At 48.3% G+C, this 18,522-nt stretch carries 17 protein-coding genes; 3 read left to right on the top strand and 14 right to left on the bottom strand.

The features are described from left to right. Positions 1-62 precede the first annotated feature (62 nt). Complete coding sequence (locus H582_RS0113470; protein ID WP_052333242.1) at positions 63-1,442, bottom strand: glycoside hydrolase family 30 protein; 1,380 nt, start codon at positions 1,440-1,442, stop codon at positions 63-65. Positions 1,443-1,838: 396 nt separating this feature from the next. On the opposite strand from H582_RS0113470, the gene H582_RS0113465 reads away from it, so the two are divergent. Both H582_RS0113465 and H582_RS30140 read left to right on the top strand, forming a co-directional pair. Then, positions 1,839-2,702 carry a helix-turn-helix domain-containing protein gene (locus tag H582_RS0113465; protein WP_052333241.1) on the top strand — a complete coding sequence of 288 codons (864 nt, stop codon included), beginning with the start codon at positions 1,839-1,841 and terminating at the stop codon, positions 2,700-2,702. A 184-nt stretch (positions 2,703-2,886) separates the two neighbouring features. Then, a complete protein-coding gene (locus H582_RS30140; RefSeq protein ID WP_052333240.1) occupies positions 2,887-4,506 on the top strand; it encodes a hypothetical protein in 1,620 nt (539 codons plus the stop codon). Positions 4,507-4,529: 23 nt separating this feature from the next. Here H582_RS30140 and rfbD read toward each other — a convergent pair whose 3' ends face one another. The 13 genes from rfbD to H582_RS31005 form a co-directional block, all read right to left on the bottom strand. Further along, complete coding sequence (rfbD, locus tag H582_RS0113455) at positions 4,530-5,375, bottom strand: dTDP-4-dehydrorhamnose reductase (protein WP_028598925.1); 846 nt, start codon at positions 5,373-5,375, stop codon at positions 4,530-4,532. An 11-nt stretch (positions 5,376-5,386) separates the two neighbouring features. After that, positions 5,387-6,418: a dTDP-glucose 4,6-dehydratase gene (rfbB, locus tag H582_RS0113450; protein ID WP_028598924.1), complete on the bottom strand. Its 1,032-nt coding sequence runs from the start codon at positions 6,416-6,418 to the stop codon at positions 5,387-5,389. A gap of 34 nt (positions 6,419-6,452) precedes the next feature. Beyond that, a complete protein-coding gene (gene rfbC / locus H582_RS31035) occupies positions 6,453-7,004 on the bottom strand; it encodes a dTDP-4-dehydrorhamnose 3,5-epimerase (protein ID WP_028598923.1) in 552 nt (183 codons plus the stop codon). 32 nt (positions 7,005-7,036) lie between these two features. Continuing rightward, on the bottom strand, positions 7,037-7,780 hold the full coding sequence (locus H582_RS0113440; protein ID WP_028598922.1) for a sugar phosphate nucleotidyltransferase: 744 nt from the start codon (positions 7,778-7,780) through the stop codon (positions 7,037-7,039). Between the two features lie 19 nt (positions 7,781-7,799). Then, positions 7,800-8,171, bottom strand: a complete 372-nt coding sequence (locus H582_RS0113435; RefSeq protein ID WP_307719976.1) for an EamA family transporter — start codon at positions 8,169-8,171, stop codon at positions 7,800-7,802. Positions 8,172-8,260: 89 nt separating this feature from the next. Beyond that, complete coding sequence (locus tag H582_RS32890; protein ID WP_240479022.1) at positions 8,261-8,455, bottom strand: DUF2304 family protein; 195 nt, start codon at positions 8,453-8,455, stop codon at positions 8,261-8,263. A 79-nt stretch (positions 8,456-8,534) separates the two neighbouring features. Continuing rightward, a complete protein-coding gene (locus tag H582_RS31030) occupies positions 8,535-9,245 on the bottom strand; it encodes a glycosyltransferase family 2 protein (RefSeq protein WP_084137259.1) in 711 nt (236 codons plus the stop codon). A 15-nt stretch (positions 9,246-9,260) separates the two neighbouring features. After that, positions 9,261-9,815 (bottom strand): hypothetical protein, encoded by a 555-nt coding sequence (locus tag H582_RS31940; RefSeq protein WP_127464409.1) that lies wholly within the window; start codon positions 9,813-9,815, stop codon positions 9,261-9,263. Between the two features lie 15 nt (positions 9,816-9,830). Next, positions 9,831-12,011: a glycosyltransferase gene (locus H582_RS31025; protein ID WP_084137257.1), complete on the bottom strand. Its 2,181-nt coding sequence runs from the start codon at positions 12,009-12,011 to the stop codon at positions 9,831-9,833. A gap of 1 nt (position 12,012) precedes the next feature. Continuing rightward, positions 12,013-12,867, bottom strand: a complete 855-nt coding sequence (locus H582_RS31020; RefSeq protein ID WP_084137255.1) for a glycosyltransferase family 2 protein — start codon at positions 12,865-12,867, stop codon at positions 12,013-12,015. A gap of 7 nt (positions 12,868-12,874) precedes the next feature. Continuing rightward, positions 12,875-13,612 (bottom strand): ABC transporter ATP-binding protein, encoded by a 738-nt coding sequence (locus H582_RS31015; protein WP_084137253.1) that lies wholly within the window; start codon positions 13,610-13,612, stop codon positions 12,875-12,877. Positions 13,613-13,635: 23 nt separating this feature from the next. After that, positions 13,636-14,388: an ABC transporter permease gene (locus H582_RS31010; RefSeq protein ID WP_240479021.1), complete on the bottom strand. Its 753-nt coding sequence runs from the start codon at positions 14,386-14,388 to the stop codon at positions 13,636-13,638. A gap of 60 nt (positions 14,389-14,448) precedes the next feature. After that, on the bottom strand, positions 14,449-15,855 hold the full coding sequence (locus H582_RS31005) for a DUF2142 domain-containing protein (protein ID WP_084137249.1): 1,407 nt from the start codon (positions 15,853-15,855) through the stop codon (positions 14,449-14,451). 111 nt (positions 15,856-15,966) lie between these two features. Here H582_RS31005 and H582_RS0113410 point away from each other — a divergent pair, with 111 nt between their 5' ends. Then, positions 15,967-18,453, top strand: a complete 2,487-nt coding sequence (locus H582_RS0113410; RefSeq protein WP_028598919.1) for an O-antigen ligase family protein — start codon at positions 15,967-15,969, stop codon at positions 18,451-18,453. Positions 18,454-18,522: the final 69 nt, after the last annotated feature.

Genomic DNA, 18,522 nt, shown 5'->3' with positions numbered 1-18,522 from the left:
TCCTGATCAAGTAGGTTGATGCCGCAGTGCCGGGCTTCTTCTGCGGACGAAGTCCGAACGGGCTAGCGGAACAGCAGCGTCTGGATCGCGTGCGCCGGAATCGAGCTGTCGGCCAGCTGGCCGCGATGGCGCACGACGTACGGCAGCTCGGCGTCGGTGCGGTTCAGCACGACGAGTGCGATCGTGCCGTCCGGATTGCGGAACGCCGTCTGCTCCAGCTTGTCGGTGTAGCGGGAGCTGCCGATGCGGACCGCGCCGGGACGGATGTAGCGGCTGAAATGCGCGATGTAGTAGAACGAGCTTTCATAAGTGATTTCGTCGGTCGTCGTGTCGGCGATGATCGGCGCGTCGCAGAAATTGCCGACATGGTTCGGACCGCCGCGCTCGTCGAGCACGATGTTCCAGTCGGTCCAGCCCGTCGTCCAGTGGTTCAGGTTGCCGAGGATGTCGTGGCCGTAGCGCTCGCCGGTCGCCCAGGAGCCGAGCTGGACGCCGCCCTCCTGGCAGCCCTCGCTGAAGAACAGCGCCTTGTCCGGGAAGCGGTCATGCACCGCCGAGAGCGCCTCGAAGTGGTCGCCGGAGTACCAGTGGAAGCAGATGCCCCAGATCTGCTTCGACGCTTCCGGGTCGGTGAAAGCGGCGACCGCGCGCTCATAGACGCGCTCCTTGTTGTGGTCCCAGATCATCACCTTGATGTGGCCGTAGCCAGCCTGCTGCAGCGCGGGACCGAGATGGTCGCGCACGAAGTCCTTTTCCTCCTCGGCCGTATACACGCAGGAATCCCAGGTCTGCACCGCCTTGGCCTCGTTCTGCACGCTGAGCGCCCAGATCTTGACGCCTTCCGCCTCGTACGCCTGCACGTACTTCACGAACATGTCGGCCCACGCCTGGCGGTACTCCGGCTTCAGCTGGCCGCCCTGGTTCATCTGGCCGTTCGTCTTCATGAACGGAGGCGGGCTCCACGGCGAGGAGAACAGCTTGAACTCGCGGCCGGCCTTCTGAGCCGCGCGGCGGATGAGCGGCAGGATCTGCTCGCGGTCATGCTCGACCGTGAACGTGGCGAGCTCGTCGTCGCCGTCCTCCACATAGGCATAGTTGCCGAGGGAGAAGTCGCAGCTCTGGATATGCGAGCGGCAGAGCGTGTATCCGATGCCCTTTTCCGGATCGAAGTACGCGTCGATGATCTCCTGCTGGCGGGCCGGGCTCATCTTGGCGATCGTCACGGCAGACGCCTCTGTCAGCGCTCCGCCGAAGCCTTCGATCGTCTGGTAGGAGATGTCGTCGTAAATGTTGATCAGTTGGCTCTCGTGGCCGTTCTCGTCGGCGCGGAAGCTCAGCCGTGGCTGCTCGGCGAGCCGTTCGCCGGTGTCTTTCGCGGTCTGCACGAGACGGATCGTTCCGGCCTCCGTCGTTAAGAATGCGCTTGCAGCCTGCTCGTTCATCGGGCTCATCCTTTCCTCAACCTATGCCCTTATTATAAAAGGAGAGCCCTTATCCTTTGTAGAAACAATCTGGCTAGGAACCTCAACGATCTGGTCATCTCGAAGAATCTCGCCGCCGTTCATCTGGGATTCATCTGGATCGGCTATACTGAATAAGCCTTGTCCAAAACAAATTCCCGGCTTGCGCCGTCTGGAAGGAGAGCTCGCGCAGATGCGGCTATGACCCAGGCCGGACGGATCCTTTCGACGGCCTCTCGTCCGACGGCGTCCACCGATTCCAGAGAGGGTCGACCGGATGATTCCGCGTCCACGCCCTTGCCTGCCGCCGCATTCCCCAGCCTGAAGCCGCTCGCGGCTCGGCGCTCCAATCCTACCTGAGAAAGGTGGCTGCCCGCCATGTCCTGGTACAACGGACCGCTCCCGGCTCCCGGCGCGCCTGCGGTCAAGCCGCTGGCGCCTGCGGATGCGCCCGCGGTGTCTATCGTCCTGTGCGACTATTCGCGGCATGAGCAGCCGTTCCAGCAGTCGATGCGCGGCGGGCTCGAGTGCTATCTGTTCCGTCTGCAGATCGAAGGCCAGGCGTCCGTCCTGCTGGGCGGCCGGATGGAGACCGTGCTGCCGGGGGAGCTGCTGCTTTTTCCGCCGGGCGAGGCGTATGAGATCGACATCGTCCCTGGTGGGGATGAGCCCGGCCACGGAGCGAGCGCGGATTATTATTTCATGGCGACCGGGTCGTGGCTCGACCGCTGGTGGCAGCAGGAAGCACGCCCGCGCCGCGCCCGGATCGCCGACGACGGCAAGATCCAGGGCATCTGGCATCAGCTCGCGCTGGAGAGCCGGCGCCTCGACGGGGGCAGCCCCGAGATCCTGTCGGCGCTGCTGCAGGCGCTGTGCCTGCTGCTGGAGCGCGCGATCCGCGAAGCGCCGGCCAAAGGCGGTCCGGGCGCGCTGCTCGCGATGAAGCTCAAGCACTTCGTCGAAGCCCACGCGACGCGGGCGTTCACGCTCGACGAGGCGGCGGCCCATGTCGGCATCAGCAAGACGCGCGCCGTGCATCTGTTCAAGCAGGAGACCGGCGGCTCGATCATGCAGTACGCGCAGCAGGTCCGGCTCGCGCTGGCGCTGCGGCTCATGGCCGGCAGCCAGCTCACGCTCGAGCAGATCGCCGACGAGGCGGGCTTCGGCAGCTACACCTACTTCCACCGGGTGTTCCGGGAAAAGTACGGCGTGCCGCCCGGGGCTTACCGGAGGCGGGAGTAGGGATTCATCGCGCGTTTTTTCTCCGACATCATCAGGTACCCGGCATCCGGATGCCGGGTACCTGATGCCGGGTACCTGATGCCGGCTTCCACATGCCGGATGCCGGATGCCGAATTCCGGATGCCGACATATAAGCCGGATTCTTGGACATCTCCACTTCCTGCCGAAAGGAGGGCCCCCGCCCTTGTCCTCTTCCTCCTCTGCCGCTTCTCTAGCCGAGCCGATGTCCGCACGGACCTTCGGCCTATGGGCCGCCGGGCTGTTCCTGGCCGGACTTGCCGCTCGCTTGCTCCTCGGCCTCTATACAAACGGCTATGTCGGCGACCAAATGTACTTCATCCGCTGGATGCAAGGCGCGATGGAGCATGGCGTCCGCCTTTCCTACGTGCATGCGGACATGCAGAATTACCCTCCCGTTTTCATCGCGATCCTGGAGGGCTATGGCCATGTGCTGAATGCCCTTGGGCTGGAGATCAAGACGGCCCATCTGACCTCCAAAGCGCTTCCGATCCTGTTCGATCTGCTCGCCATGGCGATCCTGCCCCTCGTCCTGCGCCGCCGGCTATCCCGGCGCTCGCAGCTGCTCCTGCTTGGAGCGCTGGCGCTGAATCCGGCGCTGCTCGCCGACGGGGCGATCTGGGGTCAAATTGACGTCTTCCATAGCCTGCTCATGGCGCTGGGCGTGCTCGCGCTCGTCGGCCAGCCGTTTCTGGCGGGAGCGCTTCTCGGCATCGCTCTGCTCAGCAAGTTCCAGGCGATCGTCATCGCGCCTGTTATCGGAGCGTATGCGCTGCGCCGGATGCTGCGGCGGGACTTTGCCCATCCGCTGCTGCTTGCGGCAGGCTTTCTGGCTCCGCTTGCGCTGACAGCCGCCTGTTTCAGCGCCAACGGCACGCTGGACGACATGGTCCAGGCCGCCTACTTGAGCGCGACCGACATGTACCCGCAGCTGTCGCTGAACGCCTTCAACCTGTGGTACCACCTGTTTACAGATCCGTCCTTGAACGACACGACCACCTTGGCGGCCGGGATGAGCTACAAGACGTTCGGCTTCCTCCTGCTCGGCCTGGCCTGCGCCTTCGTCGCCGCCTACGTCCTGCTGCTGAAGCAGCTTCGCACCGTTCACCTGCTGATGGCCTCCGCCTTCATCAACCTGGCCTTCTTCATGCTCCCGACCGAGATCCACGAGCGGTACGGTGTTCCGGCGATGCTGTTCCTGGTGCTGGTTCCATTTTTGATGGGACGCGAGACAACGTCCGCTTTCGACACAACGGCCAGTCCGAGGATTGTCCTTGTCCCGGAACCAGCCGCCGGCACCGGCTCACCCCATCCTCTACGTCGCTGGACGCCGCGCCGCCTTTGGTCTTTTGCCGCCGGCTGGTTCACCCTCTCTACCGCGCTCAACATCTGGATGGTGCTGAACGGCGGGATGGGCGGGAAATGGCTGGGCGGCCGCAGCGCGACGAGCCGTGGCTTTGCCGAAAGAAGCCATGGCGGCTCTGACGGCAGCGGCGGCCTCGGTCGCAGCGGCTTTGATGGGAGCGAGGGCTTCGGCAATGGCGGCTTCGACGGCCGTGGGCGTGCAGCTGCCGAGAGCGGCCAGCCTTGGCGAGATGCCTCGGCAGGCGGTTGGCGAGACGATTCTCCTGGCAGCGCCTTTAGCGGGGGCTTCGGCAGTGGCTCGCTTGTCGGCTGGGAGCATGCGCTCGCGGTTGCTCTCAGCGCGGCAAACCTGGCGCTGCTGCTCGGACTCGCAGCTTTGATGCTCCTGCAATTCAAGCAAAAAGAGAGGCCCAGGACGTAGTCCCGGAGCCTCTCTTTTTGTTTCTACGCTTTTAATTCCTGCAGAAAACGAACCAACGCCTCCCGCCACTCCGGCAGTTCGTTGAAGCCGTTGACGCGTATCGCCCCATGATCCATGATGGAGAACTTCGGCCTTGGCGCTGGGCGCGGGAATTCCTCCGTCGTGCACGGATCGGCTTGCGCCTTCAGACCGGCTTCCTCGAAAATCGCCTGTGCGAACTCATGCCAGGAGCAGCTGCCCGTATTGGAGGCATGGTAGATGCCATAAGCTTCCGAGCGCGCCAGCTCCAGCAGGAGCGCGGCAAAATCCTTCGTATACGTCGGCGAACCGAACTGATCGCTCACGATGGAAAGGCGATCCTTTTCCGCCCCGAGCCTCAGCATCGTCTTGACGAAATTAGCGCCATGCTTGCCGTATACCCACGACGTCCGGACGATGAACCAGCGGTCATGCAGCGACTGCACCAGCTGCTCCCCGGCCAGTTTTGATTTCCCGTACACCGTCTTGGGATTCGGCAGGTCGTACTCTTCATAAGGACGCTCTGCTTGACCATCGAACACATAATCCGTACTGACGTAAATGAGCTTGGCTCCCGCCTCTCTCGCCGCCAAGGCGACGTTGCGAGTCCCCGCCGCGTTGACCCGATAGGCGCCGTCCCGATCCGTCTCCGCCTGATCGACAGCCGTGTAAGCGGCGCAGTGGATGACCACGTCCGGCTTGAGCTCTTCCATGGCCTTCCGGCATTGCTCCAGCGAAGTAATATCGAGCTCGTCGCGGCCAAGACCGACGATGTTTAGCCCATCCTCCGGTTGCCAGAGCGCAAGCTCTTTTCCCAGCTGCCCATTCGCGCCGGTGACCAGGATGTTCATAGCCGATTCGCTCATGATTTGTTATCCGGCTGCTGCAGCCGATCTCCATATTGCGTGTCGTAATACTGCTGGTAAGCTCCGCTGAGCACGCCTTTCATCCATTCCTCGTTGTCCAAATACCAACGGATCGTCGCTCGGATGCCGGATTCATAGTCATGCTTCGGCGTCCAGCCAAGCTCGCTGCGGATCTTGTCGGCGTCGATCGCATAGCGCCGGTCATGTCCAGGACGGTCCTTGACGAACTGGATGAGGCTTTCCGGCTTGCCCAGCTCCTGAAGGATCGTCTTCACGACCTGCAGGTTGTTCCGCTCGTTCCGTCCGCCGACATTGTACACCTCGCCGTCGACGCCTTTGTGGATGACGAGATCGATCGCGCTGCAATGATCCTCTACATATAGCCAGTCGCGCACATTCAGTCCGTCGCCATAGACGGGCAGCGGCTTGTCTTGCAGCGCGTTTTGAATCATGAGCGGAATCAGCTTCTCCGGGAACTGGAACGGTCCGTAGTTATTCGAGCAGCGCGTGATGTTCACCGGAAGCCCGAATGTCTCGTGGTAAGCGCGCACCAGAAGATCGGCTCCCGCCTTGCTGGCTGAGTACGGACTGTTGGCGGCGAGCGGCGTCTCCTCGGTAAAGAGGCCCGTTTCTCCGAGCGTGCCGTACACCTCGTCCGTCGAGACTTGCACAAACTTTTGCACGCCGTATTGCTTGGCCAGCTCCAGCAGCGTCTGCGTGCCGAGCACATTCGTCTTGACGAAGACATCCGGCTCAAGAATGCTGCGGTCGACATGGGACTCCGCCGCGAAGTTCGCCACGACATCTACTCCAGATTGGAACAGCGGCTCCAGGTCTTCCCGCTTCGTAATATCGGCTTTTACAAATCGGACCTTCGGATTGCCTTCCACCGATTTGAGGTTTTCCAAATTTCCTGCATAGGTTAGAGCATCGACATTGATGATTTCATAGTCGGAGTACTTTTCGGCCATATACAGCACGAAATTGCTCCCGATGAATCCGGCTCCGCCGGTAACGAGCAGCTTCACAGTGGCAACGTTCCTTTCTCGTTGGAATCAGCCTTCAAAAGGTGAAATTGATATCGGCATCTGCTAGAACTGGATGCTTCCCGTCTTTATCAGAGAGCACCGGCTTACGAACCGGCCAATCGATTCCGAACGCAGGATCGTTCCACGCAATGCCCCGATCATGTTCCGCCGAGTAGAATTCATCCACCTTGTATTGAACCTCGGAGTTCGGCACCAAGGTGCAGAAGCCATGCGCGAAGCCCTTCGGCACGAGCAGCTGACGATGGTTGGTAGCGCTCAGGATAAATCCTTGCCACTGGCCGAAAGTAGGAGAACCTTTGCGGATGTCCACCACAACATCGTAGATCGCGCCGGCTGTGCAGCGGACGAGTTTGGTTTGGGCTTTGGGGTTGAGCTGATAGTGAAGACCGCGGAGGACACCCGCCTCTACGGAAAGGGAATGATTGTCTTGAATGAAGCCATGCTTGATGCCATTTTGATGAAACCGGGCTTCGTTATAGCTTTCGACAAAAAAGCCCCGGTGATCTCCATGAACGGCTGGCTCAATAAGTTTCAACCCTGGCAGCTTCGTCTCGTGAACGTTCAAGAAAACACCATCCTTTCTCTTCTTCTCACTGCTTAAAGCTTGAGCTTGCCGAACTCTTCCCCAAAAACGAGATCTTTAGCCAGTTCGTTTGCATGGGTCAAGGAGGCATGCGTACCCGCGTCGGTCCACCATCCTCTTAAAATATCATATGAGAGAGAGTTGGATTTGATATAGGCATTATTGACATCCGTAATCTCAAGCTCTCCTCGGCCGGAAGGCTGGAGAGTTTTAATGATGTCGAACACCTTGCTGTCATACATATAGATGCCTGTAACGGCATAGCTGCTCTTCGGCTGCGCCGGCTTTTCTTCGATGGAAACAATCCGATCACCATCAAGTTCGGGCACGCCGTAGCGCTGCGGATCGTGAACTTCTTGGATGAGGATCTTAGCGCCTTTATTCTGTTTGCGGAAATTTTTCGCATATTCGGCAATGGAGTCGGAGAAAACATTATCTCCTAGGATGACGACCATTTGCTCACGGTTTGCAAAGTGCTCCGCTAATCCAAGCGCCTGAGCAATTCCCCCTGCTTGATCTTGAACTTTGTAGGTGAGAGAAACTCCAAATTCATGGCCACTTCCTAGTAAGTTCACCACATCACCCATATGCTCTTTGCCGGTTACGATGAGAATGTCCTTGATATCGGCTTCCTTGAGCTTGGCGATGGAATGGAAGATCATTGGATACTTGCCTACGGGCAGCAAATGCTTGTTGGTGACTTTGGTGAGGGGATAGAGGCGTGAGCCTGTGCCTCCAGCTAATATAATACCTTTCATGCGTACCTCCCAAATGGCTTTATTCCCATGCAATAAGCACTACTCCTACAATTATCACCAGCATTCCGAACCATTTTATTAAAGATACCTGTTCATGAAATAGCAACACTGCCATAATAATTCCAAGCACATATGCAAGGGTTTGCATTGGATAGGCGACTGCCAAGGGTAGCCTAGAGAGCACCACAAACCAAAGCAAAGTCGCGATTACATAAAGGATTAATCCAGTAAAGATAAATGGATTAAAGACTGCTTTCCAAGCGGTTAATATTGAGACGCCACCTATCTTGTTTAGACCAAACTTAAACAACATTTGGCCCATAACAAGAAAAATGATATTGAGCATTAAAATAAAGTAGCTAACCCAAGTCCCCTTGATCATGCTTTGCATCACATTCTTCCTTAATTTCTTTCAATCGCTCATATTCATGTCTAAAAATCCCTATCTCCTGAGATATTTCCTTCAGCTTTATTGTTTGCTTAGAAATAACAAGAGTTGATAATCATATTACCGAAAATAGTAATAAGGAAAAGGGCATTTACAGGAAGTTCTATTCCCATGACCTTCGAGATTGTTGAGAAGGAAGAGGGAATAAGAGCGAGAATTAGAAATATGATCCCCAAGATCAGCCAAAGCATGGAGTAACGTAATTCAAGTTTATAACGTCTAATCATATTAATAACAAACAAAAGAAAAAGAAAAGACCCTGCGATCAAAATGATTTGAAGCTTAAAAGGAATCATATCCCATCCCCTAAACCATTTCTTTTCTCATTTTATCAATAATTATAGCGAGAGAAACTTTGCTCATGTAATAAACCGACTTTAAAGAAGTAATTGAAGAATGACCTTCTGTTCGGGCCTTCATTTCTACGGCGATTTCTTTGATAACAAAGCGATTTCGTTTAGAAAACATAATAGATTCCGGCTCGGGATAATCCACAGGATAATACCGCGCAAACTCTCGAATCATTTTTTTATTGCAAGCTCTAAAACCAGAAGTTGGATCCGTTATTTTTTGCCCTGTAGTTGCTTGCAAAAGCAACGTAAAATACCTTATCCCCAGCCTCCTCATCTTTGATGACTGAAACCCTCGTTTTTGAATATAACGAGATCCTATGACCATATCCGACTCCCCGTTAATAATTGGAGCAATTAATTTGGTTATATAAGACGGGTCATGCTGCCCATCTCCATCCACTTGAAGTGCAATGTCATAATCATTTTTAAGTGCATACTTATATCCCGATTGAACAGCCCCACCAATGCCGAGATTGCAGGGTAGATTAATAACTGGGATTCCATTTACATCACAGACTTCCTTCGTCCTGTCTGTAGAGCAATCATTAATAATAATTATATCGAAGGTATGATCCTCGAGTTCTACACTTTTAAGCTTCCGATAAAGAGAAATTAGATTCTTCTCTTCATTAAATGCGGGAACAATTGCAAGGACTCTAGCCATTAGTCGAGCTCCCCTCTATAAAAAAAACAAACTCCGTTGCAAGAATGTATCATTAAAAACTATTTCAAACACTAGATCAGCAGAACTTTTCTTTCCGTCTATAAGCAAAATTCCACCCTTATAAATATCCTCTTGGCTCGAGTAGGCGGTAATAGCATTCCCAGGACTCGCATCTTTAGTTTCTAATATCAAATGGTACTCCTTATTTTTCGAGTTTTTAACAGGAGGGAATCGCACTTTGTAATATGCGTTGTCAGATAGGCCATCTGCTTTAACTGTATTTTTATAAATCACTTTTCCGGAATCCTCTTGTAGGATAAATGTTATAGTAGATTGATTTATTCGAGCGTATGTCCCCAACTTAACCGAAAAACCGGAGATATTAGATTTATCAGACCAAAAAGTTTGTTCTACTCGCATGCCTTTTACAATTTCACCAACCGGCATATTACCCTTCGGTTGTTCGACATAAGATCTAACAACCCCAATGTTTGCAATATAAATATAGAGAACACAACTTAGAAGTAAAATGACCCCTATTTTATACCCTATATTGCCCATAATTTTCATCTGAACATTCATCCTCTATACGTTTTGTCGAATTTGATAGAGATCCATTATGTCCTTTTCTAATAACCCCCAACTTCGTTCCTTCACCGTAATTCTTGATTTATCAATAATTTTTTTTCGTAATTCTGAGTCATTGCAAATCTTTTCGATCATTTCCAATCCATGCTCGATATCACCCTGCCGATAAAGCAAAGAATTCTCCCCGTCGATCAGATATTCTATGTTTCCTTCGTTCGGTGCTACCACAGCAAATCCTCCTGTCGCCATCATCTCAAGAGGAGGATATGAGAAACTTTCTAATAGACTGGACTTCAGCAGAATATGGCATTGAGAATAAATTTCATTCACTCTTTCATGAGGAACTTGGTGAAAGAAGCGATCATATTTGTACCATTCTTTCGGTTCACCCTTATAGGATAAGTACCAAATCTCAAATTTTCCTTTATCGAGCATATTGGAAATTCTGAAACTTTCATCTACATTCTTATAATAATCGCTGCTATTTCCCTCAATCAAAATTTTTATCTTTTCTTTCCCGGAAAAGTCCCTCTCTGTTTCTTTGAATAAACTCAAATCAATTCCATTGGCAGCATACTTTACGGTTTGCTTAAAACGGTTTTCTAACCAATCCTTACACCATTTTGATATCGTAATATATATAGTATTAGGGGAATTATAGGTTAAATTCGCCCAAATCTTCATCACGTTACCGTACTCATAAAAATTAGTTTCATAATTCTGGACAAGATAGTATTTCTGAAGTATTTTTGAATAACCATTTATCCAACTTAATGTTGTCCATAGCGTTGCAACGGCTTTAGAGAATGTAGCATGTATTAGTGTTTTGTGACAACAAATCACATTTATAGACCCTTCTTTGTTTACAAGATTCTCTTCCGAATCACCCATGGAAAGAATAGTTACATCCATGCCATTATTCCTCAAAATGTGACAATGCTTAATAACCACATTCACTCCGCCACTTATTTGAGTAGAGGGTAAAACAAATAAGATGGATTCGTTCAACTGCGTTTGAAAATATTCAACAAGACTATATCCTGTTTGAACAGTTGTATGAGAATTCACAGCTTTTTTAAAAGCCATTCCGCCAATCTCTTTCCGCATTAGATCATCCCGAATAAGTTTAAGTAAAGATTGCTTCCATTCTTCCTGATTTGAACAAAGAATGCCCGTCGTCCCAGATTCGATTATCTCTTCAAATGCTCCGACTTTACTAGCCACAGTAGGTACTTTGACGAGGGCAGCCTCAGTCCATTTATTTTCGGACTTAGCTTGATTAAATATGGTATCCTCTACAGGAGCTAGATTGATATCAACTGAAGCAATAAGCTGCGGCAACTTGGTCCAGTCCATAAATTTTTCTACAAGAATCCGATCCCGAATTGCATTGAATTCCTCTGGTATATCCAATAAGCCTACTACCTTCAAGTAAACATTGGGATCATCTACCATTATATCTATGATAGTATCTTTTATCATATTGAAATCAGCATTGTGAGTTATGCTTCCGCTGAAATATCCTAAAATTACTTTTTGAGGGTCAGGTTTCTTTTGGGAAATAGCTTTTAAAGATAACTCAACCATTTTTTCAGAGGCTACATTACGGTTAATAAATGTTTGTGGATTGAATTTTCTAAGTTCTCTTGCCATTCCTTCAGTCGTAGTTAGGATGTAGTCACATAAAAGCATAGTTCGCTTCATTCGATTGACTCCATCCATATACTGCTTCAAATCTTGCTGTCTCATCGTTTTCAGATGAGCTATAGTTGAAACATACTCCTCATCTATTACTAAATCATCAATATCAAAGAAGCATTTTTTATTATAGTATTTAGCCTCTTTTATGAAATCCTCAATTAAATCTGTCACTGGACATCTAAAGAATACAAAAGCCCTGTAAAACTTAACATCTTCAAGCTTCAAATTCTCATAGTACACTTGATCCGCAGAAAAGTTATTAAAATGAAGTTGTTCAATTTGATGGTCAATTCTATAGCGCGAGGGATGCGGAAGGGTGCATCCGTTTATGAAAAGAATATCTTTGAAATGATTGTGCTTTATTTTATTACCTAGTATATTTCTCTTTATGTATGAAGTTGTCTTTTTAGAAAAACTTGGTACCCCCTCGTATTTCAGTGTTGCATAGCTTTTTTTCAGAAGAATATTTAGTCTCATATTAAAAATCACCTTTCTTGGTTATGCGTTCCATCGCATCGTGTATCACTTTATATTGCGCATTTTTTATATAATCCTTTGCCTTTTCTCCACCCGAAGTAGAGAACTCGGATATTCTCCAGTGATATAGGATCTTTGGTATATGAACGACTGGCTCTTCAAGTTCCATTACACGCAGAGCCAAGTCCCAATCTTGAGCTCCTTCTGTCCCTACTCGAAAACCTTCAACTTGACGTATTGCAGATGTTCTATAAACAGCTAGGTGACAAATGAAATTGATTCCAATAAGGTGTTTATATCCCCACTTTTTTTTATAGAATGGTTTGATTCGCTTCCCGTCCAACCATTTATCTTCATCAGTATAAAACAAAACAGCTTCAGGATATGAGTGAATTGCTCTAGCCACTTCATATAAAGCAAAAGGATGGAGCAAATCGTCATGGTCGAGCAAAGCGCAATACTCCCCCGTAGCCATTGCAAAAGCCGTATTGGTACATTCACAAATGTGCCCATTTCGATTTCTAAATTCCACTTTAACTCTATCATCTTTATTTGAGTAATATCTAAGAATTTCTTTAACATGCTGCTGACTCGAATTATCATCAGCAATACATAATTCCCAGTTACTGTATTCCTGCCCCATCACTGATTCAATGCATTCAATTAAATATTGTGAAGGAGTATTATATACAGGTAGAAGAATCGATATTTTGATTCCTTCACTCATTCTTTCTTTTGAAAAGTCCGGCTCATTAGACAACTTTTTAGCATACCATTTGTTACCCTTTAAATTCGTAATCTTGATGCCGAATCTTATATAAAACCATCGAATTTTCCTTACTATATTCCTTTTCATTCTTCACCTAGGTATATTTTGAATAGTAAAAATCACTAACAGCATCTACTGTGCCGGATTGAATCAAACTTCCCTTCTCAAGTACAATCGCCTTGTTACATAACGCTCTAATTTGATCGATTGAATGAGTAACCAACATAATTGTTGTCCCTTCTTTAATCATATCTTGTATTTTACTTTCGCATTTCTGTTGAAATTTAAAGTCACCTACTGATAGTATTTCATCCACGATTAAAATCTCAGGTTTCGTAATTGTTGCAATTGAAAAGCCGAGCCTTGCATACATTCCCGATGAGAAATTTTTTATCGGGACATCCAAAAAATCTTGCAACTCTGAGAATTCAACAATCTCATCAAAATGTTTTTTCATCATTTTCTTACTATGCCCCAAAATAGAACCATTCAAATAAATATTTTCCCGAGCAGTTAATTCTGTATCGAATCCAGCTCCCAATTCAATTAATGGGGCCATACTTCCGTTCACATATATATTTCCACTTGTAGGTTTCAGGACTCCCGCTACCATTTTAAGCAATGTGCTTTTCCCTGCTCCATTCAAGCCTAAAACACCCAGGATATCACCCTTTTGAATTGAAAAACTAACATTTCGCAAAGCCCAAAACTCTTTATAAGATATTTGCCCTTTAAGTTTTTTGATTATATATTCCTTCATTGTACTTATCTTTTCCGTTGTCATATGAAAACACATTGATACATCTTCAACTCGAATTGATTCGGTTGTCATTATATAGCTCCCCCAGGAAGGCATTAAATATGCAATATGAATTCATCCTGTTTTTTGTTGAATATATACACGCCCAACGCTAACGTCCCAATAGAATAAAGTATACAGTGTAGATTTAAATCCCATGAAGGTACCTGCCCATTTACCAATCCTAATCTAAAATACTCTATGTAGTAGTAAAGTGGATTAGCATATAGTAAGAACATGAAACGATCTGGCATGATACTGATAGGATAAATAATGGGGGTAGCGTACATCCAGGCAGTGAGGAAGACTCCATAAAAATGTTCAATATCCCTAAAAAAAATAACTAGGCTACTCAATAACATACCAAGGCCAAGACAGAACACATATAAATATATAATTGCCACAAAACTAAATATAATAGTATAATTGATTGACACATTAGTCACAACACAAACTAACAATACTGCCAAAAATGAAAACAGTAAATTGACCAGGGAATAAGTGGTCTTGGTTATAGGGAAAATATATTTAGGAATGTAGACTTTCTTAATTATCTGCCCAGATGTATAAATAGAGGACATTGCTAGACCTGTTGATTCGGACAAAAATGAAAATAGAACCTGTCCACTTATTACATAGGCAGCAAAATTATCAATATTGAAGCGAAAAAGTTCTCTGAAAACTATTGTTATAATAAGCATGGTCAATAATGGATTTAATAAGCTCCATAGAACCCCCAACACTGAACGCTTATATTTCACTTTCAAATCTTTAGCTACCAATAAATAAATCAAACTTCTATACTTCATAAAATTAATGAGGCTTCTTTTTTTTAAAATATTCATTAAACTCATCCTCAACTTATCATTTTAAATCCAGAACCTTAGGAGCAATGTGAATAAAGTTATTGCAAGCACCGAGATTGAGTATAGGGGTACTATGAAATCTAGAGAGATTGCTCTCCTTTCTAATAATTTGACGGATTTTCTGGATCGGTGTAGCAGAACCAAGAATAGAGGGATGCAGGGAATGAAGTATCTCCCTTGCACACCAGAAACTATAGGATGCCCTATACCCCCGATATCTGGATGTGATGTCCAAGTAATATAAAGCGAGGATTCTATCATTAAAACCACCATGAGAAATATTCCAACAAAAACTACCTTATGCATCAACGGCAAATGTACATGTATACCATCAGAATATGCCACAAGGATAAGAACAATCAAAAAACCAATAACCACCAAACTAGGCAGATTCGTATCTAGCCATCCAAAATTACCGACAAAGCTGTTGACATAAAACATTCTCAACTCAGTAAACGTTCTAACTAAAACCATTGCAAAGTCAAGCGGATTATGCAATATATACGAAATCTGTTCTTGAGCTTGTCCTGAACCTGGAGTTGCGGATCGCAACACAATCTTTAATACTCCCATCCATATTACGTGAGAGAATACTCCACCGCCAAGAACAAAGCAGATGGCAATCGATCTCTTAAAGTCTACGAACTTTTCTTTAGGAACAAGAAATATAAGCAGTAAGATTGGATAATAGACAGTTTTAAGCTCAATCAAAAAAATAGAAAGAATGAATAATAGAACAACATCCCTCTTGGAAATATTTTTTTTATCCGATGAATATATGTACCGCATTATTAAAGAGAAAATTAGAAATAGGACACTTATAACAACAGCGTCGTAGCTATTAGAGGCCCCTAAAGTCATACTCATTGGCATAAGCCCCAGCAAAGCAATCACTCTTTTATAGAAGGGGATATATTTTATCGCCAAGTAAATTAGAGTTGTATATAATAGTAGATTCCCTATTCTTCCGGCATAGAGATATGTAGCGAAATTATCTGAATTTGACGAAGTAGGTTTTACAAATAGTTTGCTTAAAAAAATTGCGCTACCTGATCCAAGATAAAGAAGTGGACTTGTTTGCGACGTACTGTAACTCTGAAAAACTTTTTCGGAAAAATCAGCGGGTGTGTTCAGATCATTGTACTGATCAATATAACTATATTTTTCTTCTTTGTTACCAATAAACCTTCGAAAACTTTCTTCAAGCAACACAAGCTCTTTAGGTAAATAGTTGCCGATATTCCCATCTACCACCGAAGGGAGCAATATAAATTCAGAAATTAGAAAAGCTTTTTTATAGTGACTATCTTCATCAGCCACTTGAAATGGAGGTGTTAAAAAAATAAAAAGCATACCGAAAATTAAAGAAATTGCAAGGAACTTCTCCTCTAGTCTTGGTAATTGTTGCATCCCTTTACCTCACTACTTGTATTTGCCCAAGAGATTGGCTAGTGCGGTTGGCACCAAAATGTCTTAAAATAGACTCCATCCATATCACCTGCGACTAAAAAGGAGTTTACCATGAATCGACAACCTTCACCACCCAAGTACATCAAAAAGGAAGAATCTGACTTATCCCTGCTAAAGTGGGCAGCGATTCTCATGGCGGCCATTTTCTTCCTGATGTATACGTTCAAAGCCGGCTTATTCAACGGGTATGACTTCAACTTCGAGAAGAAGCTGATCGGCGCCTCGATCTACTCCCTCTGCTTCGTGCTCCTCATGTCCGTGCACCTATTCAAGGTCTGGACCATGAACAGCTGGAAAGCGATCCTGTCCATCGCCATCTGGCTGCTCCCGCTCAGCTTCGCCATCTCATCTATCGGAGCCGCCTCCGACAATACAGCCAACATCATGATGATGGTCAGCTGCCTGCTCGCTTCCTTCTTTGTCTTCGGTCTCTATTATAACGACAACCGCTTTACGAGAGTTGCGCTCGAGACCATTCTGATCCTGACCAGCTACGTGCTCGTCTGGTTCGGCATCCTCAACCTGTTCGGCCAGTATTGGTACCCCGACGCGCTCTGGTTCCAGCTCGGCACGTATCGGATGACCTCTGTCTTCCAGTACCCGAATACATATGCCGCCTTGCTGATCGCCATCCTGCTGGCGGCAGCCTATTACACGACTCATGCGAAAAAGCGCCTTTGGATCGGAATCCATGCGTTCATGCTCGTCCCGGTATTCGTGTCGTTCATGCTGACCTACTCGCGCGCCGCGCTGGTCGTCATTCCGGCAGCCGTCCTGCTGACGATGCCGTTTCTCAAGGTCAGCAAACAGCTTGTTTACGTCTTGCATCTTTTCATCACCGTCGGCGTTTCCTTTGCCGTACTGAGCGTCATCGAGTCAAAAGCCTTCACGATTGCTCAGCAAGTGCTCCGTTTCAACGAAGGCGGATCTCAGATCCCACCTGAAAAGCTGATGCCGCTCTTCAGCTCGGAAGCTCTGGCGGGCTGGGGCGCTCTCCTCGGCGCTTCTCTCGTCGCCATGCTCCTTGTGCTCGCAGTCAATCGGTGGATCGAGCCTGCTTTAGAACGCAGCCTTGAATCATTTTCGAGGCGCAAGATCTCTTATCTCGCCGCTCCAGCCGCAATGATTGTTCTAGCCGTCATAGGAGCCGCGCTCGTCCTGTCCAGTTCCGCCGTGCGGGACCTGCTCCCCTCCAACCTGGCCAACCGTCTGGAAAACATCAGCTTCAAGCAGCATAGCGTGCTCGAGCGGGCGACGTTTTATGAAAACGGCCTGGACATCGCGGCCGATTACCCGCTGTTCGGAGCAGGAGGGGGCGGCTGGCAAGCCCTTTACCAGCAATATCAGTCGAACCCTTATACCAGCAACCAGGCCCACAGCTATCTCGTTCAATTGCTCGTCGAAACAGGCTGGATCGGCTTGCTTCTTCACCTCGCAGTGTTCGCGCTCGCTTACTTCCTGTTCGTCCGCAGCTGGATCCGCCATCCGGAGAAGCGCGGCAGCCAGCTCATCTACTATATTTTCACCGTTTCCATCCTGCTTCATAGCTTCTTCGACTTCGACATGAGCTATATTTCCATCGCAGCCATCGTCTTCTTCTCTCTCGGCAGCATGATCGGCGTCTACGACAAGGAGTTGTCCCTGCCTAAACTCACTTTGAAAAAGACCGCCTTCAATCGACTCTATCCGACTGTATTGGCTGCCTTGACCATTCTTGTCGGCGTATTCGCCTACCGGTTCTATGCTTCCTATATCCAGTTCGATAAGGCGCGCGCCCTTGCTCAGCAACAAGCGTCGATTGACCAGATTTTTCCGGCTTTGGACAAAGCGATCTCGCTTTCCCCCTCCAATACCCAATACTATTTGGTCAAGGCCGATTGGCTGACGCAAGTCTATCAGCAGACGCAAAATGCCGACTATTTAGACCAAGCTAAAAAAAATCTTCAAAAAGCGCAACTTCATGACCCGTACCAGCGTCAAATCATACAGGCTGAATACAACAACCGTCTTTTGGCCGGAAACGTAAAGGAAGCGATCGCGATCATCGAAGACGGATTGGTCAAGTTCCCATGGGATATTACGCTCTACGAAATGGGAATCAAGCAGTATGCCGATCTCGGCTTGAATGAACACGGCAATGAAGATCCTGCTTACGAACAGAGCTGGGGTCGCGCCTCCGAGCTTTACGAGGAAGTCGTATCGAGGACCGACAAGCTCAAGGATTTGCCGCCGGAGCAGCTGCAAGGCCGCCGCTTCGACATCTCGACGACCATCCGCCAAGCGATGGGACAAGTCGACTTCCACTCCGGACGTTTTGCAGAAGCGGTAGAAGTATTGAAACCGTCTATCGGCGATGCTCTCACCCCAGCCGATGAATCTCAAGAAGCTCAGACGGTTGCGGGAACCTCGCGCTCTGCTGTCCGCTATTACATCGCTTCCTTGGAAAAGCTGGGACAGAAGGATGACGCTCTGAAAGAGAAATTGATTCAAGCGGATTCAAACGAGGAAAAGCTGGTTAATCAGCTCATAGCGTCCTGATTTTAACACTCATCGACAGGATACTACCGAATACCCGATAGTTTTACAAAATTACCACAAAGACCCTTT

This window comes from Paenibacillus pasadenensis DSM 19293, assembly GCF_000422485.1.
In the GTDB taxonomy this organism is placed as follows: Bacteria; Bacillota; Bacilli; order Paenibacillales; family Paenibacillaceae; genus Paenibacillus_O; species Paenibacillus_O pasadenensis.
This window is presented reverse-complemented; position numbering and strand designations above follow the sequence as displayed.